This is a genomic window from Pedobacter cryoconitis, from assembly GCF_003259615.1.
GTDB lineage: Bacteria > Bacteroidota > Bacteroidia > Sphingobacteriales > Sphingobacteriaceae > Pedobacter > Pedobacter cryoconitis.
Window position 1 is genome coordinate 1 of record NZ_QLLR01000023.1, and the last position, 23833, is coordinate 23833.

Sequence of the window (23833 nt, forward strand, 5' to 3'; positions counted from 1 at the left end):
AGCCTGAGTCAGCTATTTGAGCATACAAAAGATAAGGTATTTGGACTGGCTAACCTGGCCAAATGGCATGAAAAAGTTAGACAAACAGGTTTTAAAGCATTCAAAACTATTTCCAGGTCTATACAGAGTCATTATCAAACGATATTAAACTACTTTGACCGCAGATCTACCAATGCATCAGCAGAATCTTTTAATGCCAAAATCAAGGCATTCAGATCGCAATTCAGGGGAGTCAAAAACATTGAATTCTTCCTTTTTAGGTTAACGCAACTCTATGCGTAAAATCCAAAAATATCCAATTGCTCCACAACTTTTGGCATTGATCCATTTATTGCATATTTTGATATATCCCGTAAAAGAAAAAACCCTGCAATCAATTGATTTGCAGGGTTTTAGTTCCTTTTGATACTATTCTCTGTGATCCCGCTGGGATTCGAACCCAGGACCACTACATTAAAAGTGTAATGCTCTACCAGCTGAGCTACGGAATCAATTAATTCCCTTTGTTTAAGGAGGTGCAAAGATAGAAATTAAATATTAAGATGCAATTAAATCTGAAAATAAATTTAATAAAATCACTCATCTATTTATCCGATTCAACCTAATCACTTGTAAATCAGAAAGGCGGAACAATTCCGCCTTTCAAAATAAAAATACAATAAACTAATCTATCAGCTTACTATTTTAAAATGTACATGATACCATTAATATCATCATTTCCACTATACTGACTCTGTATAGCAATCTGGTAATTTGCAGCATTTGCGGTACGTTCATACTCATGATACTGAAAGCGGCTTGCAATACGGCCACCATTTCCGGTACCCGGACCAGTAGTAAAAGCGGGGATACCCGTACGGCGATAAGTAAAATAAGACTCCAGTCCCGAATGACGGAATAAAGCAAGGTATTTTTGCTGTACAATTTGTGTAAGCGCATTTGCTGTATTATACTTTACAGCAGGCTGATTATAATAAGTATCCCAATTTACATTGATAGTATAAGTATCATAATTGGCAGCCAAAGCAACATTTGTTGAACCCGGGCGGTAGAAATAAGCAGTAAACGTTCCTGTGCCCGTAGGGATCTTATAAGAATCCATAGAACTTTTGATACCTGCAGTATAATAAGTCTCTGCATCACCAGCCGCCCATCCGCGGGAAATCCCTTCAGCAATGTTGAACATCAGCTCGGCATAACCAATCTGGATGCTTGGCTCACCAGTATACGTTGAATAATAACGCTTTCTGTTTAAGAATGAATACTTCTGTAAACCTGCATTGTTATACATAATACCAAGATCCTGCCCGGCATCAGCACCAATAAAAGAAGAGAAATCTGTAGGGCTCTGTTTTAAAGAATCCACCAGGTAACGTGAAGGTTCGGCAGTTACAAATACCCTTGGATCTTTTAGCGTCGTTAATAAGCTGATATAAGTAGCAGAAGTGTTTTTCCTAGACCCGCTCTGCCCGAAGTTATCAGGAGTCTGCGGATAATAGTTCGTCGGAGATATATAAACATATTGCATGTTATCAGCAGCGCTTTCCATGATAGGATACTTAGTATTATTGCTGACAATATCAGAGAATTGTTTCTTTACATTTAGCTGCGTATCATCATCAGCTCTTTTACTTAACTGGATCAGCAAACGGATTCTAAAAGTATTTACAACTTTTTGCCATTTCAGCAAATCACCATTAAAGAAGATGTCTCCCGCAAGTATATTCTCTTTTGCCGCGATTAAAGCTGTTAAATCTGTGTTCGCACTTTCCAATAGCGCCAGAGACTGTAACATCACATTTTTCTGCGTATCGTAAACAGGAGTAAGGTTTGCTATTCCGGCCAGTGCATCAGTCATAGGAATATCTCCCATTTCCATGCTCATTTTAGTGAAGAGATAAGCCTTGAAGAACTTACCGAGCGCAGCATAAGAATTAACAGCAGATCCTGCCTTGGCAGCCTGTTTTTCCATTTCAACCACGTTTTTTAACACCGTATAATAATCATCACCATATTTAAAATCATAGCGGTTATTGCCATAATAATCGTAATTGTTCAGATAATACTGGCTATTTGTTTCTTTAGAACCATCAGGGCCCTCTACCAGGCCCTTGCCAGTTAAGATTCCATTTAATAGCAGAGAAGCCTGTACGGCAGTTGGTTTATTATTATTTATCGTTTTCTCTTCGAAGTCCTTCTTGCAGCCCGAAATGGTAACTACAAGTAAAAGAGGGAGCAGAGAATAAAATTTGAATATCTTTTTCATCAGTATATTTTTTTTAAGAGGTTATGATGCGATCATGATTTTATATCAATTTCATGGTGTGATTTGAAAAATCATGATGATTTCATATTGAAAATTATAAGGTAACGTTGATGTTGAAACCATAACTACGTACTGTAGGTGACTGTAAACCAGTTGCAGGAGTCTCTCCGTTATACTGATCTAAATCAACATCCTTAAATCTTTTGTCTTTGTAGAAGTACAATAAATTACGGCCTACTAAAGAGAAGGAAGCCTTTTGGATGAATGTACCTGCAAGCAATTTCTTCGGAAGGTCAAACCCAATGGTCACTTCACGCAGTTTGGCGAAAGTTTTGCTCATCAGGTTCGCTTCATCGAAATTATAATATTTACTTACATAATCCTGAACGAATACCTTATTCGTATTAGGAGCAAAAGCAAGATCTCCGTAATTCAGGATCGCACCAGTTTTAGAGTCATAATTAATAGAAGCCCCATTTGAGATCACTACACCTTCACCAACATAGGTACCTGTATAACCTTTTTTGCCATAATTAGCCCAGTCCTGGTAACGTGCATCACCCAAAGCACCTTGAGCAGTTTCAATATTTGAACCACCACGCATCGTTTTATTGTGCATATAATCCGTAGTTTTTCCACCTACACTACCATCAAACTGGAAACCTAAACTCCAGCTTTTATAATGGAACTTGTTGTAAATACTCCATGAATAATCAGAATTCAGATTTCCCAGGTATTGATTCGCACCACCATTTACGAGTGGCTTTCCAGCCGCATCATTAATAATCTGCCCTTCTTTAGTTCTTACGAAAGCTGTTCCGTATAACTTATCGGTGCGATCACCTTCCTTGAAAAACGTTTGGTATACATCTTGTCCTTTAGGAAGCTCTTTGTAAACTCTCTTGTAAGTTGACCAGTTCACCAAAACATCCCAGCCAAAACCACCCATATCTTTAATCGGCGTGCCGCTCAGGGAAACTTCATAACCAGTTTTTTTAGTTTTTAAAGCATTCAGATATAATATGTCATAACCTGTAGCAGTAGAAATCTGGTTGGCTAAAACCTGTGGTCCATCTATGTACTGGAAAGCTGTAGCACTTAAGCCTAATCTGTTTCCTAAGAATTTAATATCAAAACCTTCTTCATAATTTACACGTGTCGTAGTTTTAATACCGTTTTGATACAAATAATCCGGGCCATAACCGGCAGCTTGATTATTGTAGGGTTTATTGATATTAAAGGCCGTATTCAAAGAATAGTTTGGCCCATTGTAAGGAGACATATAGGTATTACCATAACCCAGCGGATTGTTCGTCAGGTTAGATCCTGTTTGTCCGCCAAAAGCTGTGATTGAGCTGAAAGGAGCAGGACCGATAGTTGCGCTGGTTGCATCAGTACGCACATTGGAAAACGATGCCCTTGCTTTCAGGAATGAAATGAAATCTGGCATTTTGATATAATCAGAAACTACAGTCGCTAATGATACACTTGGATAATAATAAGTTGTCGGTGTCTGGAAAGCAGACGACTTATCTATTCTGCTTGTTGTTGATAGTGTTGCATACTTACCGAAGGATGCGTCCAAAGAGAAATAACCACTCAACACCATCATGCTCGAGTTAAAACTGGTAGACTGTACTGGATTTTTAGAGTTACTGAAAGAATAAACTTCAGGAACATTCAGGTAATCAGTAGAAGTCCAGCTTGAATTATAAGATAAGGTACGAAGATTCGTTCCCACCAAACCAGAAAGGTTGACAAAGTTTTTGACGTTATAGTTGAAGTTTAATAACAACTCATTGTTGTTTTCAAATAAATTACGTCTGTCTTCCCGATAGTCACCCTGATTTCCTTCACGTCCGTAAGGGTGAGCAGAGAATGGCAGTTTTTCTGTCCTTAAAATGCTGTAAGTATCAAATTGTGAACGAAGTGTTGCGTTTAAATGGTTATCAATTTTGAAGTTTGCAGAAAGATAACCGTACACATCATTTTTATAATGTCCGCGCAACCACTTTTCTGTCATTAGATAAGGGTTATGATAACGTTGATATTCTGCAAATTGTGATTGAATACCTTCCTTACCTGGCTGCCAGATTGCTTTAATGTCCGGGGCATTGACATCCCAGTCTGCTCCGGTCCAGATTGCGGTACTATAGATTAAACTGGAAGGGCCGTAATCTGCATCAGGAAAGTTATCAGTAAACTGTCTGTTGAAATCCAGGTTACCTTCAATTTTCAACCTTGGCGTTGGATTGAAGGAGCCATACATATTGAAATTGACAATGTTAAGGCCGCTATTCGGGATATAGCTTGATTGTTTTGATTGTGAAACTGAAAACCTTGTGGTATAGGTTTCACCATTAGCGCTTAAAGAGACGTTATTATTGGTTTGATAACCAGTTTTTAAGAAGTTCTTTAAATTGTTTTTACCTCTGGCTGTATATGGAGTGGCTTGTCTTACGCCATTAATTACCGGGCTGTCATATTGAGGGATTAGTTGTCCGTTGAAATAAGGGCCCCAGATGTCATAATCTCCATCCACACCGCCTGGTGCGCCACCTTTACCATCAACAAATATATACTGTGTATTTTCACCAGCGCCATATGAACTCTGTAAACGCGGGAAAGTCAAAAATCCACTGTTAACGACCGTACTGCTATTAAAATCAACAGTTAATCCCTTTTTATTCTTATCACCTTTTTTAGTCGTAATCAATATTGCACCATTTACCGCGCGGCTACCATATAAAGCGGCAGCGGCCGGACCTTTTAAAACAGTATAAGTTTCAATGTCGTCGGGACTGATATTCCAGGTATCTGTATTAATAGGAAATCCGTCAATAACATATAAGGTTAACTTATCACCGCGGATCATCACGTTAGGTTCTCTCAATACTTCAGGAGAAGGGCCAACTGATAAACCAGCCACTTTTCCTACTAAACCACCGATTGGATTAGGGTCGCGCGCTTTTAACAAATCCTCACCGTCAACGGTCTGTAAGGCATAACCAATTCTTTTGGTGTCTTTCTTAATCCCTAAAGCGGTAACAACGACTTCAGAAAGTGCTTTGCTGTCACTTTTTAAAACTACATTGATAAGAGCTTCATCACCAACAACGATTTGTGTTTTTTCGTACCCAAGATATTGGAAGGATACAGTTTGCCCTTTCTTTGCTGTGATCAGAAAGTGGCCGTTCATGTCTGTTACTGTACCTTGTTTGGTACCATCAACCAAAACACTTACCCCGGGCAGGGATTGCTTGGTTTCATCACTAACTGTACCGGATATTTTAATTTGCGCCGCTAAGGTCATCGGGGCAAGCAAAAATAACACAACAGTTATTACCTGTTTTAATTGCTTGTAAAGCTGTTTCATTGTTATGGATTTAGGTTGTTATGTGTTTTGATTTCACACAGCAATACTAAACTTTGTTTATTAAAACTAAACCAATTTAGTATTATGTATACTTAAACTTTTATTGGTTTTTTGATATTAAATTATGTCTTTAGCAACAGGTTCGTTACATATCGTTAATGGCATGTTAATGAAGAGTTTACCTTTTGTTGTTAGGATAGCTGAAAAAACCTTTTATCTCTTTGTAAAATGATCAAATGATAACGTTTGATTGATATTATAAGTGGGTGGAAAGAGTGTTTGAGCTGCTTCAGCAAAAAGAAGTTTATTTAAGCATCCTGTAAAAAATAATGTTCACATTTGTCGTTTAATTATAGCGTTATGGACATACTGGTTATTGAAGATGAACAAAGAGTAGCTGAACTGATCAAAAAAGGATTGGAAGAACTCGGATTTCATATCACACTTGCCTTTGATGGAGAAATGGGGAAGAAGCTTGCCTTAACGAAAACTTATGACCTGATTCTCATGGATTTAATTCTTCCAAAGATTAATGGAATTGATCTCTGTAAGGAAGTGCGTGTTGCCCGGCCTGATATTCCTATCATTATGCTCACTGCTTTAGGGACTACAGATGATAAGGTGGAAGGTTTTGATGCGGGCGCAGATGATTATTTAGTTAAGCCTTTTGATTTTAGGGAATTACATGCGAGGATACGTGCTTTAATTAAAAGAAATCAGACGCAGAATAATACTTTCAACCAGGGATTTATTTTACGTTTCGCGGATTTGGAAATGAACTTGGAGACTAAACTGGTTAAAAGAAGTGATGTGCCGATAGATCTCACGCCTAAAGAGTTTCGTTTGCTTGAATATATGATGGGGAATTCTGAACGGGTATTGTCAAGGACGGAAATCGCGGAAAAGGTTTGGGATACGTTTGACTCAGGAACGAATTTCATCGATGTGTATATCAATTATTTAAGGAAAAAGATAGATAAGAATTACGAGGTGAAACTAATTCATACGAAACCAGGAATGGGTTTTATATTTAAAGAAGGATGAAGATAAGAGCGAAACTTTTGTTGTTGTTTTTAACGCTTTTTGGGGCTTTGCTTTTAGCATTTGCGGTGTTTATTTATATTTCTACGGCGCAGAGCAGAAAGGATCAGTATTATAAGCATCTTAAAAGAGAGGCGATTACGAAAGCAAATTTGCTTTTTGATGCGAAAGTCCCTCCAACGGTATTGCAGTTGATTTATAAAAATTCTATAAATTCTTTGTTTGAGGAAGAGGTCGCTGTTTATGATACTTCATTCAATTTACTTTATCATGATGCGGTGCAGATTGATAAGGTTAAAGAGACAAGGGAAATGATCAATCAGATTATTGCGCAGAAGGAAATAACGTTTGAGCAGGGGTCTTTACAGGTTGTAGGTCTTTTATATCTGCATAAGGGGAAAATTTATGTGATTACTGCGGCAGCAAATGATAAGTATGGGTTGACGCGTTTGGAGGAGTTTAAGTATACTTTGATAATTTCTTTTATCATTATTATCAGTTTGACGATTGCTGCGGGTTATTATTTTGTAGGCAAAGCGCTAAATCCGGTTGCTGAGATTGTGGATAGGGTGGAGGAGATTACAGCAACTAATTTGTATAAACGGGTACATGTGAAGAATGAGAAGGATGAGATTGGTGAGTTAGCGATTACTTTTAATAATATGCTGGATAGGATTGAACAGTCTTTTGATGGCCAGAAAAGTTTTGTAAGTAATATTTCTCATGAGCTGAGAACTCCGCTGGCAACTATTGTAGGAGAGTTACAGTTAGCGTTAATCAGAGAAAGAAGTGTTGCTGAGTATAAGGAAGTGATCAGGTTGTCGTTAAGTGATGCGCAAAGGTTGGTGAGGTTATCTAATGGGTTGCTTGATTTAGCGAAAGCAAGTTATGATCAGACTACGGTTAGTATGAAGGTTTTAAGGACGGATGAGTTGTTGATGGATGCCAGGGAGGCTGTGCTTAAGACTTCTGAGGATTATAAGATTGATATTGTTTTTGATAAGGAGATTGAGGATGATAATGAGATTTCTGTGAGGGGAAATGAGTATTTGCTGAAGGTGGCGTTTATTAATTTGATGGAGAACGCGTGTAAGTTTTCTACTGATCATCGGTGTGTGGTCAGTATCAATTTTGATAAGGGGTTGGTTATGCTTGGGTTCAGGGATGAAGGGATTGGGATTGAATTGGAAGAGATTGGTAATATATTTTCTGCTTTTTACAGGGGAAAGAATAAGGGGTTTAGCCCGGGGAATGGGATTGGGTTATCGCTGACGGAAAAGATTGTAGGGATGCACCAGGGGGAGATTAAGGTCGAGTCGGTTGTAGGGGTAGGGAGTGAGTTTACTATTGTTATGGCACATGTTGTTTAGTTAGTTAACTGGCTTTTTAATTATCCGGCTTTTTTGTTACCGGATTTCTTAGTTACCAGGCTTCTTAATAATCCGGCTTCGCGAAAAAAACCGAAACTGTATATTTGACTGGCGCGCCAGAAGAAGGCGCAAGGTCTGCATATACAAGTTTTGGTTTTTTTTCCTTTATCCACCATGTTTGAGGTGTTAATTGGAGGAGAATTAGTTAGTTGCCTTTGCAGATACCTTTTGGAGGAGCTTGTTAATTCCCTCACAAAATCAACTTTTTTATGATTTCTATACTTTTGGCCAGATCTTCCGCAGGAGAAGATGCAAAGCCTAAACGGATGCCATTGGCGTTGTAGTTTGCATATTGATGTGCTTTTCCATCAGGTAAATGTAATCCACGCTGGTAGGCTTTTTTTGCGAGTTCTTCCAGGTTTATTGATTTGTCAAATGTCGTCCATATTGACATACCGCCTTCGGGAATAGTAAATTTTACGGCTTCTTTGAGCTCATTGCCGAGCAGATCGCAAAGGATGTCACGGCGTTGCTGATATATCGGAAGTGTTTTTCTGAGGTAACGCTGAATGGTGCCGTCATTTAACAAATCAGCCATCGCATTGTCCAGAACGTGGTCGCCTTGTCTGTCCAGTAAGATCCGGACTTTTGCCAGGTGTTCAATGACGTTTTCGGAAGCAACCAAATAACCCATGCGGAAAGCGGGAGAAAAAGTTTTGCTGAAAGAACCGCAATAAATGACCATCCCGTTTTCATCAGCACTGGCCAGTGGTAATAGGGGACGGTGTTTGAAATGGAAATCAAAATCGTAGTCATCTTCAAAGATGATGAAGCCGTATTCATTTGCGAGCCTGAGCAATTCTAAACGCCGGTCAATTCTTAGAGAAACTGTTGTAGGATATTGGTGATGGGGAGTTACGTAGACCATCCTTACTTTTTGTTTTCTGCAGATCTTGCGGAGCTCATCTACCATTAGCCCATGTTCGTCTACTGGAACACCAATCCATTTGGCCCCTGCATGCTTAAAATTATGTTCGGCACGCCTCCATCCTGGTATTTCAGAAACGACAATATCGCCGGGACTGATCAGGGCGTTGCAGATCAGGTTAATACCCATTAGGGTGCCTCTTACTGAAAGAATGTTCTCGGCGGTGGTTTTGAGCCCTCTTGTCGCATTGAGATATTCGGCTATGGCTTGTCGATAGGGATAAGGGCCGGCAGGGTTTCCGTAATTACCAAATTTTGGATATAATCCGCTTCTGGTGAGTTGATTGCGGTAAGCGCGGTAAAATTCTTTTAAGGGTGAAAGTTTGGGGTCGGGGTAACCGTCGTCTAGGTGTAAGCCGGGTATGGGTTTTTCTAAAATACTGGTGGGGTAATCCCTGGGATGGAAAATGAAACCTGCAATCTTTGAGGAGGTTGATGTTGTTGCTTTTAAGGTTTCGGGGGGATGGTCTGCCACATGGGCGGAAATAAAAGTACCACGGCCTATTGAACTTTCGAGCCAGCCTTGCATCTGCAGTTCTTCGTAAGCTTTAGCTGCTGTAATCCGATTGATTTTTAAAAGAGCAGCCAGCTCACGGCTGCCGGGCAGCTTTTGACCTGAATGCAGTTGATTACTCCTGATCAATGATAACAGGGCATCTGATAGCTGAAGATATACAGCGCGTTCTGCTGAACGATCAAATGATAGGTTCGCAAATAATTGAGTGATAATCGGACTATTCATTATCTTGTAATTGGACTACAAAGATAATCCAATTGTCATATACTTTTGTTCAGCCAAACTATTAATCAGTTATCCTTATAAAAGTTATGTATATACCTAAACAATTTGAATTTGAGGATGAAGCAGAAAAGATAGCCTTCATGAAGCAATATAGTTTTGCAACTATGGTGACCACGAAGGCAGGAGTTCCGATTGCTACGCAGCTTCCGTTTTTGGTTACACAAAATTCTGGTAAGCTGGTGCTTAGTGCGCATTTTGCTTTAGCTAACGAGCAGGTTGGGTATATTGAGGATAATATCTCCCTGGTCATTTTCTCGGAGCCTCATGCTTACATTTCTCCGGTTCATTATGATAAAAGGGAAAGTGTACCGACCTGGGATTACGTAACTTTACATGCTTACGGCAAGGCGAAAATTGTTCATGATGAGCTTGAAAAAATGAAAGCATTGGAAAACATGATCGTATTTTATGAGCCTGGTTATCTGGAACAGTGGAGCCAGCTGACAGAAAAGTTTAAAAAAGGAATGATGAGGGGAATTGTAGCTTTCGAACTGGAAGTAACCGATTTACAGGCTCAGAAAAAAGTAAGCCAGAATAAAACTGAAACGGAACGGCAAAGGATAGCTGACTATTTAGACAAAAGTGATAGCAGCACTGAAAAAGCAATAGCAGATTTTATCAGAAAAATATAATATGAATCAAATCGAAATCACTGAAGTATCTCTTGATAGTTTTGAGATCCTGCAGACCTTAGGACGGCAAACTTATACAGAGACATTTGCAAATAGCAACACAGAGGCAGATATGGCCAGGTATCTGGAAGAGAGTTTTAGTGCGCAAAAAATAAAAACTGAATTGGCTAATCCGGATTCTATGTTCTTTATTGCCTGGGAAAATGAAAATCCTATAGGTTACTTAAAGGTAAATTCTGGTCAGGCACAAACTGAATTACAGGATGATAGCTCCCTGGAGATTGAACGTATTTATGTGAAAAGTAGTCATTATGGTAAAATGATTGGTCAGCTGCTTTATAATAAGGCACTGGATATAGCCAGACTTGAAAACAAAGCCTATCTGTGGCTGGGGGTGTGGGAAGAAAATCCGCGGGCGATAAGATTTTATGAAAAGAATGGCTTTATCGCCTTTGATAAACACATTTTCAAAATGGGTAATGACGAGCAAACAGATATTATGATGAAAAAGATATTATAATGAAAAAAATACTAACCCCTGCCTTATGAATTTTAGCATCCAACCTCAGTTAGCAAATGAACGGGTAGCGCTCTTGCCGCTGAAAGAAACTGATTTTGAAGAATTATACGCTGTAGCTTCCGATCCAAAGATATGGGAACAGCACCCCAATAAAGACCGCTGGAAGAAGGAAGTATTCCGAAACTTTTTCGATGGGGCGATAAAAATTGGGGGCGCATTTAAAATCATTGACCAAACTACCGGAGCAGTCATGGGAAGCACCAGATTTTATGATTATAATGAAAACGAGAATGAGCTATTAATAGGCTATACGTTTTATGGTACTGCTTACTGGGGAATGGGCATCAATCTTTCTGTTAAAAAGATGATGCTGGATTATATATTTCAGTTCGTATCCAAAGTCCTGTTCCATATTGGAGCAGAAAACATTCGTTCCCAAATTGCTATCGCCCGTATTGGAGCCGTTAAAATCAGCGAGCAGGAAGTTACTTATTTCGGCGAAACTCCGAAACTCAACTTCGTGTATGTCATCGACCGGAATTTATATTAGTTATACTTGTTTGATTTTTTAAACTCCTGATTGTAAATTTTCAAGTTGCTTTTTAACAGTTGGCGTGCCACATGAATTCTCGTTTTAACAGTGCCAATAGGTATATTTAGTATATCTGCAATTTCATGATATTTATAACCTTCAAAGTATTTGATAAATGGGGTGTAATATTCTACGCCCAGCTTTGCCAATGCTTTATTTAAATCGTCACTGATAAATTTATTATCGGCCTGGTTATGAGACGCACTTGTATATAACTGGGCAGAACTGATCTCCTCGGTCGTATCTATAATGCTACGTTGCTTTACAGTCCTTCTATAATCATTTATAAACGTATTTCTCATTATCGTATACAGCCATCCTTTTAGGTTTGTTCCTTCAACATAAAGTTTTGAATAACGAATAGCTTTTAATAATGTTTCCTGAACTAAGTCATCAGCATCGTCTATATTTTTTGTGAAATTCAGCGCGAAACTTTTTAAAGAAGACTTGTGGTCATTAACTTGGTAAGGGAAAGAATTACTGATCATAAGTTATAGAATTAAAGGATAAATGCTGTTGGTTAATTACATTTTTTTTATTCCAACTCTTATACCAATTAATTTATTAATAATAAAAAAAGGTGCTCATCAGAAAGATTATTAAACTGCTGGATTATTGTTTTTGTAAAACTAAAAGATACTTATTTATTCTTTAGGATATTATTTTTGTTTTTTGACTGTTTTTTCTGTCGTTTAAATTGATGGACGGCCTTGTTATGGTCATCGCTTTAAATTAATTCAGTTTGTAAATCCACCATTAATTTGATTTGAAATTCAAATTATACCTTCTTAATAGTGTACTGTTTTTAGTACTATTTATTTTGAAAGGAGTTCCGGAAATCCTGATGACCGATAGCTTTAGGAGTAACGTTATGCTTAATTATGTGCAGAGCGATTTGCTATTGTGTGCAGGGCAATTCTCCCTCGCTGTCTCTAATGAATTTCTAATGAATTTCTGTTTGTCCTCTAACGGCCTTTTCAAAGTGGCCGTTTTATATTTGCAGCAGATTAAGAAAAAGCAAATTATGGACTCAGGCCCCAATTCAAAGGTACTATCAATAGTACCGTCGAAAGCAACATTATCAATTAATTATTTAACCGTCCGCTAACGCTCATAACTTCTGTTATGCCGCTAGTGGCATAAAACAGCGTTATGTTCAATTTTTCAAAAACACAGACAAAATATACCCGCTATATTGTAGATTATGATTATCCAGTGGGTATGGATACCAGACCAACGATTACGTTTGGGGTAGCTGATAATATCTTCAGCAGACAAAATTATTATCAATCTCTTTCTTTCAGACAGCTTTTGTTCAGAGTATATACTTTGATACTAAATGTGATCAGACGAGCTTTCCAGCAAGTCAAAATGTGGGGGGCTCGCTATGACAATATTTGAGTTTACATTAAGGCTTGCCATTGCTTTTACACTGGGTGCAGCAATTGGTACTGAGCGCCAATGGAGACAACGTATGGCCGGATTAAGGACAAATATGCTGGTTTGCTTAGGCGCTTGTATGTTCGTTGCTCTGGGGGTTAAAGTTGGCGGTGATGCTTCGGGAAGAGTGATTTCTTATGTAGTTAGTGGAATTGGTTTCCTGGGTGCAGGTGTGATTATGAAAGATGGCCTGAACGTAAGAGGGCTAAATACAGCAGCCACTTTATGGTGTTCTGCTGCGGTTGGTGCTTCTTGTGGCCTTGGGTTTCTTCCCGAAGCAGCAATTGTGACGGCTTTTGTAATCCTGACCCATGTTCTAATGCGCCCGGTTGGCGTAAAGTTAAGCCGTCTTCCATTGAAGAGCAGTAGAATTCCTGTGGCTTATCTGCTGATTATTAAATGCAGACAAGATGTGGAGAATCATTTGAGAGTGCTGCTGCTCCAGTTTACAAGTAACGATGATAAACTATTGCTCAGATCTCTTAAAAGTACGGATGATGGTGACCCAAGCAAAGCTGTAATTACCGCCGAGATACTCGCTAACAGCAATGAAGATGCAATTATGGAACGGATCGCCGGACGATTAACCATCGAACACGAAGTTTCTGAAGTCAGCTGGAATAAAGCCGGGGATGAAAACGACCTGTAACTGCAGGCAGGCGAAGGTTGTACTCCTTTTCAAATTGATATAATTAATAATTTCCGCTTATCAGTATAGATATAATATCATGACTATTGTAAAAAAAGGCCTGAAAATCAGGGCCCTCACAGACAGCAAAAAAATGATGTCTAATGGCAGCGATGAAGCTGCTGCAACTAAACTTCAGAACGTTTCCCGCTCAGATCAGGATTTTTACCTGGCCATGCTCGATAGTTCTATGGAAGGACTGTCCGCCATGCAAGCTAAAGAGAGGCTAGGCAAGTTTGGACTGAATGAAGTTCATCATGAAAAAGCTCCGGCATGGATTAAACAATTGATTCAAGCCTTTATCAACCCATTTATCGGCATCCTTTTAATTATTGCCGTTATCTCTTTTATACTCGATGTCTGGCTTGCTGGTCCGGGAGAAGCTGATTATAAAACTGTGACCATGGTCGGTATTATGGTGATGGTCAGTTCTTTATTGAGGTTTTTTCAGGAGTACAGAAGCAATAAAGCCGCTGAACAGCTTAAAAGCATGGTGAAAACCACGGCAACTGTGGTGCGGAAAATTACAGGAAAGAAAGAGCTTGATATTAAAAAATTAGTACCCGGAGATCTGATTATGCTGTCGGCAGGAGATATGATCCCTGCAGATTGCCGGATTGTACAATCTAAAGACCTGTTTGTAAGCCAGTCTATGCTCACCGGAGAATCTTTACCTGTAGAAAAAAGAAGTCTCGCAGTACGGGATGCAGAAGAGAAACCACTGGTAGAACTCGATAATATCTGCTTTATGGGAACCAATGTAGTGAGTGGGTATGCAACCGCCATTGTTGTCAATACAGGGAATCAAACCTATTTCGGCTCACTTAGTAAAGTTATTGTAGGCAAACGTGCGGAAACGAATTTCGATAAAGGCGTTAATAAAGTGAGTTACCTGCTCATCAGCTTTATGGTCGTAATGGTGCCTTTAATCTTCCTGATCAATGGATTTGTTAAAGGAAACTGGTGGGATGCACTGCTTTTTGCCATTGCCGTTGCCGTAGGCCTGACTCCCGAAATGCTGCCTATGATCGTTACTGCTAACCTTGCAAAAGGGGCTGTGAATATGAGTAAGCACAAAGTGATTATCAAAAGGCTCAATGCTATACAGAATATTGGGGCCATGGACGTGCTGTGTACCGATAAAACAGGAACGCTGACCATGGATAAAATCGTATTGGAAAGGCACCTGAATATCTTCGGACAAGAAGATGAAGAAGTACTCAAATGGGCCTACCTGAATAGTTTTCACCAGACAGGACTTAAAAACCTGCTTGATGTTGCCGTGCTTGAACATGTTGAATTACATGATTATCTGAAAGTTGAAGAGTACTTTTTAAAAGTTGATGAGATTCCTTTTGATTTTCAAAGACGCAGAATGTCTGTGGTATTAAAACAACGCAACGGAAAACACCTGCTGATTTGTAAAGGGGCTGTAGAGGAAATGCTCGATCTGTGCAGTCACGCTTTTGATCCCGGAGACGATAAAGAATTACATATCGAATCTGATAAAGTGATCCCTATGGATGAAACTATGCGGAATATGATCCTTCAGACCTCGAAAAAACTCAACGCAGAAGGGTTGCGGGTGCTGCTTGTTGCAATCCGGGAATTTGACGACCGTGCATTGAATTACGCGGTTGAAGATGAGAAAAATATGATCCTTACCGGTTTTATCGGCTTTCTTGATCCCGCTAAACCATCAGCCAAAATAGCGATTGAAGCATTGCAGAAATTAGGTGTGAGCATCAAAGTCCTGACCGGGGATAATGAAATTGTCACTAAAAAAATCTGCCGTGATGTAGGTATTGCTTTCGATAAAATTCTGCTCGGTGCGGAAGTAGAGAAAATGACCGATGCGGAATTACAAGAACAAGTAGGAGAGGTTTCTATTCTGGCCAAACTAAGCCCGGTTCAAAAATCACGCGTCGTTAAAATGCTGCAGGCAAAAGGCCATACCGTAGGTTTTATGGGGGATGGGATCAATGATGCCGTAGCCCTCAGGGATGCCGATGTAGGGATTAGCGTAGACACAGCAGTGGATATTGCTAAAGAAAGTGCCGATATTATTTTGCTCGAAAAAGACCTGATGGTTTTGAGAAAAGGGGTGATCTATGGCCGCAGGACCTTTGGTAATATTATCAAATATATCAAAATGACTGCCAGCAGTAATTTCGGTAATATGTTCAGCATGTTGGGTGCAAGTGCCTTTCTGCCGTTTTTACCAATGCTGCCTGTTCAGATCCTGGTTCAGAATCTATTATATGATGTTTCGCAAATCTCCATCCCATGGGACAGAATGGATGAAGACTTTATTGAGCAACCTAAAAAATGGGATGCCTCAGGAATTAAAAGGTTCATGCTTTATATAGGCCCGATCAGCTCGGTATTTGACTATGCCATGTTCGCTGTGATGTTCTTCGTTTTTAAAGCGAACAGTCCCGAACATCAAAGCCTGTTTCAAAGTGGGTGGTTTATCGAAGGATTACTGTCTCAGACACTGATTGTACACATGATCAGGACGCGTAAAATCCCATTTATTCAGAGCTGGGCAACCACACCGGTAGTCGCTTTAACCTCACTGATTATGGTGATCGGGATTTTTATACCGTTTTCTCCCTTCGCTGGTGCGTTAAAGATGGAGCAATTGCCATTAAGTTATTTTCCATGGCTGATTGGAATACTGGCCTGCTACTGCCTGCTCACCCAATATGTTAAAGGATGGTACATTAAAAGATTTAACCAATGGCTATAATCCGGGCAAGCAGAAAATGGATACTGGCCATCGTATTAATTATACTGGTGGTCGTATTCGCAGAATGGTTGGAATACCATTTTCATACCCTATCTAATTTCTCAAACAAAGACAAAGCACAATATGAACTTCAAAAATAACCGTCAGTCGTATCTGACTGGCATTGCCATGGTCGTTATCGGAATGACTGCTTCCTGCAAACAGCAAATCGCTAAAGAGCCCGCCGCTGATTTTACCCTGAAAGGGGATGTGATCACTGTACCAGAAAATTCAGTATTGAAAGGTAAACTGAAGCTGATGACTGTAGACACCGAGCCTTACCGGATGCAAATGATGACTGCCGGAACAGTTAAGGCTATCCCTACGCAGTTTGCAGAAATTGCACCGCCTTTTCAAGGCCGGGTAACTAAAAGTTATATCAAGCTGGGGATGAAGACAACTGCTGAAACCCCCTTATTTGAAATCAGTTCTCCGGATTTTATTGCTGCACAAAAAGTGTTTTTTCAGGAGAAATCTCAAATGCAGCAGGCAGAGAGAACATTGAAACGCCAGAAAGATCTGATGGCTAATGGAGTCGGTACGCAGAAAGATCTGGAAGAAGCACAAACTGGTTATGATGTAGAAAAAAAGGAATATGAAAATGCAGTTATAGGCATCAGAATATTTAAGGCCAATCCAGAGAAATTATCCTTAGGACAAGCGCTTGTTGTATATGCTCCAATTACTGGTGAAGTAATCGAAAATAAAGTGGTTTTAGGGCAGTTTATCAAAGATGATGCTGCCAGTGTAGCCACTGTAGCCAATCTCAATAAAGTATGGGTTGCCGGGCAGGTCAAAGAAAAAGACATTCGTTATATCCACGAAAAGGACGAATGTGAGCTGGAAGTAGCCGCATTACCCGGTAAAAAAATCCAGGGAAAAGTTTACCATGTCAATGAAATTGTTGACGAAGATACCCGCAGTGTACAAGTTTTGATCGAATGTGACAATAGCGACCATACCCTTAAACCGGGAATGTACGTCTCTGTGAATTTTATCGACGCGCCAACATCAGCCGTGCTCATTCCACTGAAAGCCATTCTGCAAATGAATGACGCGAATTTTGTTTTCGTGGTTACCCCGGAAGGTAAATATGTCAAAAGAAAAGTAGAAACAGGCGGTACAGTAGCAGACCGCGTAGTGATTAAAAGTGGTCTGGCCAAAGGCGAAAAGATCGTATCAGAAGGTGGTTTCTATCTATTAGAAGCTAAATAATTACACTATAAGCCAATCATTTATGAAGCAATTAATTTTTACTGCAATTAAAAAACGCTGGCTCTTTGCGGCGCTCTTTATACTCCTGGCTGTATTCGGGTTTTATTCCTGGAAACAGCTCTCTATCGAAGCTTACCCGGATATTGCAGATGTAACTTCTCAGGTTGTTACCCAGGTGCCGGGCCTGGCTGCTGAAGAAGTAGAACAGCAGATTTCTATTCCTATAGAACGTGCACTCAATGGTTTACCGGGAATGCACGTGATGAGGAGCCGTAGTTTATTCGGTTTGTCACTGATCACAATGGTCTTTGAAGATGGTGTCGATGATTATTGGGCCAGGCAAAGGATTCAGGAACGGTTAACCGATGTTAAACTTCCTTTTGGCGCAGTCCCCGGACTTGACCCGCTCACTTCCCCGACTGGCGAAATCTACCGCTATATTATAGAAAGCAAAAATCATGACTTAAGAAAACTTACTGATTTACAGAACTGGACGATTATTCCACGAATTAAACAGGTGCAGGGCGTAGCCGATGTAACGAATTTTGGAGGGATCACTACTCAATATCAAATAGAAATTGACCCTGCTAAATTAGCACAGTATCGTATTACACTAGCCGACGTGCAAACTGCGATCAGTAACAATAACACCAATGCAGGCGGTAGTATTTTAAACCGCGGAGAGCAAGGATATGTAGTCAGGGGAATAGGCCTGGTTAAAGATTTAGCCGCTTTAGGTGATGTGGTTGTCAAATCTGTCAATGGAGTCCCTGTATTTGTCAAAGATTTAGGTGAACTGAAATACGGTACGCTGGAACGTAAAGGTGTATTAGGTTATACCGATCGTAACGTGAATTATTCGGACGGAATTGAAGGAATTGTAGTCATGCTGAAAGGGCAAAATCCTTCGGTCGTGCTCGATGGGATCCATAAAGCGGTGGCGGATCTGAACAAAGGTATTTTACCTGAAGGGGTAACTATTCGTGCTTATCTGGATCGGACAAATTTAGTCAATACCACGCTGGAAACTGTTTCACATACGCTTTTAGAAGGAATGGCGCTGGTGATTGTCGTGTTAATTGTTTTCCTGGGAAGTTGGAGAGGCGCATTAATTGTGGCCATTACAATACCAATCGCCCTGCTGATTGCATTTATCCTGATGCACTTTACAAAGATCCCGGCAAATTTGCTTTCTCTGGGGGCAATTGATTTTGGGATTATTGTCGATGGGGCCATTGTGATGCTCGAAACGATCCTGAAAAAAAGAGAGGCTAACCCGGAAGAGGAACTGGAAGAAGTTTCCATAGGAAAAAGAGCTTTAAGCGTTGCTAAGCCTATTCTTTTTTCTACGATTATCATTATTACCGCCTATCTGCCATTATTCTCTTTCGAAAGGGTGGAGAAAAAGCTGTTTACACCCATGGCTTTCACTGTAGGTTATGCTCTTTTGGGAGCCTTGGCTGTTGCGCTTTTATTGATACCGGGCCTCGCTTATGCCGTTTATAAGAAACCAGGCAAAATCTATCACAATACCTGGCTGGAGAAACTGACAGCATGGTATGAAGGGCGTTTAAGCAAGATCATGGACAAACCGAAGAAAGTTTTTATGCCCTTGGTTTTAGTCCTGATCAGTGCTATTATCTTATCTGTTACTGTCGGAAAGGACTTTTTACCACCGTTAGATGAAGGTTCTATTTGGCTGCAGGTTTCTCTGCCACCGGGAGTGACTTTAGAAAAGTCAAAAGAAATGAGTGATTCGCTGAGAGCAGTGACCATGAAACATCCGGAAATCACCTATGTGAATGTTCAGGCGGGTCGTAATGATGATGGAACGGATTATTTTACGCCTTCACATTTTGAAGTTTCCGTAGGCTTAAAACCTTATAAAGAATGGACGAGCGGCCGGAATAAAGCAGCACTGATCGAAGATTTGTCTAAGGAATATGCCGCTATGCCAGGTTATACCGTCGCTTTTACGCAGCCGATGATTGATGGAGTGATGGATAAAATTGCTGGTGCACATAGTGAACTGGTGGTTAAAGTGTACGGTAATGATTTTAAAGAAACCAGAAGGATTACTGAAAATGTGGTGTCAACTTTAAGAAAAGTGAAGGGTGCTGTTGATATTGCCATCGATCAGGAACCTCCTTTGCCGCAATTACAGATCAGGGTAAACCGGGATGCTGTAGCCAAATACGGGCTGAATATGAGCGATGTAGCTGAACTGGTCGAGGTAGCCATTGGTGGTAAAGCGGTTTCACAGGTCTTTGCAGGAGATAAAGTTTATGATGTGATTTGCCGTTATAAAGAAGAAAGCCGGAATACGCCTGAAAAAATAGCGAACCTCTTGCTGACTTCTTCAACCGGGGCCAGAATTCCATTGTCACAGATTGCTGAAGTGAAAACTGATTTAGGAGAAAGTTCGATTTCCAGGGAAATGAACCGCAGACAATTGACGGTCAGGTTAAACTTAAGAGGGACAGATTTAAGTTCATTTCTGAAGGATGCACAGGCAAAGATAGCGCAGCAGGTAAAATATGACCCGGAAAAATACAAAATAGAGTGGGGTGGCCAGTTTGAAAATCAAAATCGGGCTTATGCTAAATTAGCCGTTGTAGTGCCTTTAGCTTTAGCGATTATGTTCTTGTTGCTTTACGGCGCATTTGGGAAATTCAGACAGGCGGGCTTGATTTTAGGTATTGTTCCACTTGCTTTATTTGGTGGAATGTTAGCGTTGAATGTCAGAGGGATGACTTTGAATGTGTCTTCAGCGGTAGGTTTTATCGCGCTGTTTGGTGTCGCTATTCAAAACGGTGTGATCCTGATTTCCCATATTAACGAGCTTCGCAAAAAAGGATATGATTTGCTTAAAGCAGTTGTAGATGGCGCAAAACATCGTTTCAGGCCCGTTCTGATGACCGCAACCGTGGCTGCATTAGGTCTTTTACCGGCTTCTTTAACTACAGGGATCGGTTCTGATGTTCAAAGACCGCTGGCTACAGTAATAGTTTATGGCCTTTTTGCCGCAACAGCAATTACGCTATTTGTTTTGCCGGCACTTTATTATCTGCTGGAAAGTAAATGGGGAAAGCATGATTTTCAGCCATCAGAAACAGTTAATCAATAAATCCATTGCAATTCAATACTAAATAGATGAAACTAACAAAATATATTTTGTCCTGGTGCCTGCTTACAGGTATAGCCTTGAATGGACAAGCGCAGGTAGATACGCTGTCTTTAAAATCAAAAATATCTGTGCTTCAATTTTTGAATCGTGTAGGGAAAGAAAATCTGGGTTATGCTGCAGCGCAATACGATGTGAGTATTGCGCAGGCAGGTATCGAAACGGCAAAGATCTTTCCTGATCCTGAGTTTTCGGCAGGTGCATTTGATAACCAGCAAGCTAAATTGAAACTGGGACAGGGCGTAACGCTGGGTCTGGGAACGACAATTGAGCTGGGCGGAAAAAGAAGAGCACGGATCAACCTGGCGAAAAGCGAAACTGAGCTGAACAAGGCATTGTTACTGGATTACTTAAGAAATCTCAGGGCAGATGCCGCACTTGCTTATTACAATGCAATTCAGCAGCACGAACTGCTGCAGGTACAGCAATATTCTTATCAAATGATGAAACAGTTGGCTGATGCAGATGCGGTCCGCTATAGATTAGGTGCAATTACGGAGACTGATGCCAGGCAATCGAAATTGGAAGCCAGTAATTTACAAAACAGTGTATATCAGAATGAGGCCGACTGGAAGGGATCTCTGGTTAAGCTGAGTGCTTATCTCGGTAAAAAAAGTGCTGATATGCTGGTCATACCAGATGGTGATTTTGAGAACCTGGTACGTGATATAAACTATCAAAGTTTAATCAGTAATGCACAAACGATCAGGGCCGATGCCGTAGCTGCATTGAACAGTAAGACAGTAGCTGAAAGAAGTCTGGCCCTGGTAAAAGCAAACAGGAAAGTAGATTTAGGAGTTAACGCAGGGCTGCAGTTCAATGGTGTTTCGACCAATGTAGATGCGCCAACGCCTTATCACCGTACTTTCAACGCCGGGTTTAGTGTTCCGCTGAAATTCTCGAATCATTACAAAGGGGATTTGAAGGCCGCACAGTTTACGATTAAACAAGCAGGAGTTCAATATGAACAGGTTCAGCAGCAGATTCAGGTAGAAGTAACACAAGCTTATTTTAATTATACCGCGGCCCAGAAACAGGTTCAGCAATATAAAAACGGGCTGCTGACTGAAGGAAAGAAGATTTTAACGGCTAAAATGTATAGCTATAAACGCGGAGAAACTTCACTGCTGGAAGTTTTAAATGCGCAAAGGACATACAATGAAGTACAACAGGGATTTTATGAATCTCAATCAAATTATGCGGCTGCACTGATTGAATTAGAGCGGGCTGCGGGGATCTGGGACATTAAATAACCGGGTAAAAAAACTAAGTTGGTTAGGTAGCAATATTCCGCCGGTTTGATTCTATATTTAAGAATCGGGCTGGCGGTTTGCTTTTTTACAAAGCAGGTAGGGATTCTGGACGGTTTTGAAAGTTATGTGTTGGAAATCAATGATTAACTGAGTAGCTTCAGTTTATCAAATCTATCTTTCATGAATTTACCCTTCAAAGAAGCAAGGAAAAAGATAATAGGCGGAGATTTTTCGGGATTATTTAAGCCGGGTCATCAAACTGGCTATATTCACCCTTCAGAGGTTGCACAGCTCTTTATTTCTATTCCCGCAGACAAAGCTATTGATGCCTATAATTCCTTCAACGCGGAGCAGCAATTAAATGTCTTACCTTATTTAGATGTACAGCTTCAAAAGAAGATTATTAAGAGTATATCAAAAGATAGTGCATCATATATCCTTAATCACCTGAAATCAGATGACCGGACTATCTTTTATTCTGCTTCTAAAGGAATGGAACTCTCCCGTTTTCTGGAATATTTAAATACAGGAAACAGGAATGAGGTTGCAAATTTATTAGGCTATTCTGCGAAAAGTGTTGCCCGGATCATCAATACAGATGTGGCTACGGTAAGTCCTGAAATGACCATTGCAGAAGCAACAGAACATTTACGTCTGCATCATAAAGATACAGAAGCAGCCAATGTTATTTATGTAGTTGATGATCAGGACAGGTTAATTGATGATGTTCCTGTTCGCAGATTGGTTTTAAATGAGCGCTCTAAAAAGATCATGGACATTGTAGATGGGTTTTGTATCACGCTAAAGATTAATGAAACTAAAGAGGATGCGGTGCAGAAGTTTAAAGAATATGACCGGGTTGTATTACCTGTAATTAACGATGACCATATTTTGCTCGGGGTAGTGACCATAGATGATGTGATGGATGTGGCTGAACAAAAAGCGACTGCAGAGATCCAGAAATTCGGAGGGATTGAAGAACTGGATTTTCCGTACGTGAAAACTCCTTTTTTCTCTTTGCTGAAAAAGAGGGCAGGTTGGTTGATTGTCCTGTTTTTAGGGGAAATGTTAACTGCTACAGCCATGGGATATTTTGATGGGGAGATCTCAAAAGCTGTAGTACTCGCATTATTTGTTCCTTTAATAATTTCCAGCGGAGGAAATAGCGGATCTCAGGCCGCTACTTTGATTATCAGGGCAATGGCACTGAAAGAACTGAACCTGAAGGATTGGTGGTATGTGATGCGGCGGGAAATTTTATCGGGATTGGTTTTAGGGATCATATTAGGGGCGATAGGTTTCATCCGGATTGCCATATGGCAGAGTTTGCATTGGTATAATTATGGGGTTCACTGGTTTTTGCTGGCAGTGACGATCTTTTTTTCATTAATCGGTATCGTCATGTGGGGTACATTGAGTGGCTCTATGGTTCCTATGGTACTGAAAAAGTGTAAGATTGACCCGGCAACATCTTCCGCACCTTTTGTCGCTACATTAGTGGATGTTACGGGGCTGATAATTTATTTTAGCATTGCAGCAATCTTTTTGAAGGGAACTTTGTTATAGTAATGTAATTTACACTACCAAATCCAAAGAAAAATGAAACCATCATGATTTTTCAAATTACAAAACGAAATATAAAATCATGATAGCTTCTTCACCATTAAAAAAAAATA

At 40.1% G+C, this 23833-nt stretch carries 17 protein-coding genes and 1 tRNA gene; 13 read left to right on the plus strand and 5 right to left on the minus strand.

Going from position 1 to position 23833, the window contains the following annotated elements:
* The coding region (locus tag LY11_RS18630; RefSeq protein WP_146610874.1) for a transposase at window positions 1-282 on the plus strand (282 nt) is incomplete at its 5' end.
* Window positions 283-418: 136 nt separating this feature from the next.
* On the opposite strand, the gene LY11_RS18635 is transcribed toward LY11_RS18630, so the two are convergent.
* The 3 genes from LY11_RS18635 to LY11_RS18645 form a co-directional block, all read right to left on the minus strand.
* A tRNA-Lys gene (locus LY11_RS18635) sits at window positions 419-491 on the minus strand.
* A 188-nt stretch (window positions 492-679) separates the two neighbouring features.
* Entirely contained in the window at window positions 680-2266 is a 1587-nt protein-coding gene (locus LY11_RS18640; RefSeq protein ID WP_111635156.1) for a SusD/RagB family nutrient-binding outer membrane lipoprotein, read from the minus strand.
* A 94-nt stretch (window positions 2267-2360) separates the two neighbouring features.
* Window positions 2361-5642: a SusC/RagA family TonB-linked outer membrane protein gene (locus LY11_RS18645; protein WP_111635157.1), complete on the minus strand. Its 3282-nt coding sequence runs from the start codon at window positions 5640-5642 to the stop codon at window positions 2361-2363.
* A 360-nt stretch (window positions 5643-6002) separates the two neighbouring features.
* Here LY11_RS18645 and LY11_RS18650 point away from each other — a divergent pair, with 360 nt between their 5' ends.
* The gene (locus LY11_RS18650; protein ID WP_111635158.1) at window positions 6003-6686 is read left to right on the plus strand and encodes a response regulator transcription factor; all 684 of its coding nucleotides are present in this window, start codon (window positions 6003-6005) and stop codon (window positions 6684-6686) included.
* The gene (locus LY11_RS18655; RefSeq protein ID WP_111635159.1) at window positions 6683-8053 is read left to right on the plus strand and encodes a sensor histidine kinase; all 1371 of its coding nucleotides are present in this window, start codon (window positions 6683-6685) and stop codon (window positions 8051-8053) included. The genes LY11_RS18650 and LY11_RS18655 overlap by 4 nt, the downstream gene beginning before the upstream one ends.
* A 250-nt stretch (window positions 8054-8303) precedes the next feature.
* On the opposite strand, the gene pdxR is transcribed toward LY11_RS18655, so the two are convergent.
* Window positions 8304-9782, minus strand: a complete 1479-nt coding sequence (pdxR, locus tag LY11_RS18660; protein WP_111635160.1) for a MocR-like pyridoxine biosynthesis transcription factor PdxR — start codon at window positions 9780-9782, stop codon at window positions 8304-8306.
* Window positions 9783-9868: 86 nt separating this feature from the next.
* Here pdxR and LY11_RS18665 point away from each other — a divergent pair, with 86 nt between their 5' ends.
* Genes LY11_RS18665 through LY11_RS18675 form a run of 3 tightly spaced genes read left to right on the plus strand, consistent with a single transcriptional unit; the run spans window position 9869 to window position 11544 of the window.
* A complete protein-coding gene (locus LY11_RS18665; RefSeq protein ID WP_111635161.1) occupies window positions 9869-10474 on the plus strand; it encodes an FMN-binding negative transcriptional regulator in 606 nt (201 codons plus the stop codon).
* A 1-nt stretch (window position 10475) separates the two neighbouring features.
* On the plus strand, window positions 10476-10994 hold the full coding sequence (locus tag LY11_RS18670; protein ID WP_111635162.1) for a GNAT family N-acetyltransferase: 519 nt from the start codon (window positions 10476-10478) through the stop codon (window positions 10992-10994).
* A gap of 25 nt (window positions 10995-11019) precedes the next feature.
* Window positions 11020-11544 (plus strand): GNAT family N-acetyltransferase, encoded by a 525-nt coding sequence (locus LY11_RS18675; RefSeq protein WP_111635163.1) that lies wholly within the window; start codon window positions 11020-11022, stop codon window positions 11542-11544.
* Here the strand turns inward: LY11_RS18675 and LY11_RS18680 are convergent.
* Window positions 11541-12074, minus strand: a complete 534-nt coding sequence (locus LY11_RS18680) for an RNA polymerase sigma factor (protein WP_111635164.1) — start codon at window positions 12072-12074, stop codon at window positions 11541-11543. The two genes, LY11_RS18675 and LY11_RS18680, sit on opposite strands and share 4 nt — an antisense overlap.
* Window positions 12075-12973: 899 nt before the next feature.
* Here LY11_RS18680 and LY11_RS18695 point away from each other — a divergent pair.
* The 7 genes from LY11_RS18695 to mgtE all read left to right on the plus strand — a co-directional run bounded on the left by LY11_RS18695 (window position 12974) and on the right by mgtE (window position 23723).
* Window positions 12974-13675 (plus strand): MgtC/SapB family protein, encoded by a 702-nt coding sequence (locus LY11_RS18695; RefSeq protein WP_111635167.1) that lies wholly within the window; start codon window positions 12974-12976, stop codon window positions 13673-13675.
* A 79-nt stretch (window positions 13676-13754) separates the two neighbouring features.
* Window positions 13755-16466, plus strand: coding sequence for a magnesium-translocating P-type ATPase (gene mgtA / locus LY11_RS18700; protein ID WP_111635168.1), 2712 nt, complete (start codon window positions 13755-13757; stop codon window positions 16464-16466).
* Complete coding sequence (locus tag LY11_RS26755; RefSeq protein ID WP_170132720.1) at window positions 16457-16606, plus strand: hypothetical protein; 150 nt, start codon at window positions 16457-16459, stop codon at window positions 16604-16606. Before mgtA ends, LY11_RS26755 begins: the two co-directional genes overlap by 10 nt.
* Window positions 16590-17720 (plus strand): efflux RND transporter periplasmic adaptor subunit, encoded by a 1131-nt coding sequence (locus LY11_RS18705; protein WP_111635169.1) that lies wholly within the window; start codon window positions 16590-16592, stop codon window positions 17718-17720. The genes LY11_RS26755 and LY11_RS18705 overlap by 17 nt, the downstream gene beginning before the upstream one ends.
* Before the next feature lie 22 nt (window positions 17721-17742).
* A complete protein-coding gene (locus LY11_RS18710) occupies window positions 17743-20847 on the plus strand; it encodes an efflux RND transporter permease subunit (protein ID WP_111635170.1) in 3105 nt (1034 codons plus the stop codon).
* Between the two features lie 26 nt (window positions 20848-20873).
* Window positions 20874-22157 carry a TolC family protein gene (locus tag LY11_RS18715; protein WP_111635171.1) on the plus strand — a complete coding sequence of 428 codons (1284 nt, stop codon included), beginning with the start codon at window positions 20874-20876 and terminating at the stop codon, window positions 22155-22157.
* Window positions 22158-22337: 180 nt separating this feature from the next.
* Complete coding sequence (gene mgtE / locus LY11_RS18720) at window positions 22338-23723, plus strand: magnesium transporter (protein WP_111635172.1); 1386 nt, start codon at window positions 22338-22340, stop codon at window positions 23721-23723.
* The last annotated feature ends 110 nt before the right edge of the window (window positions 23724-23833 follow it).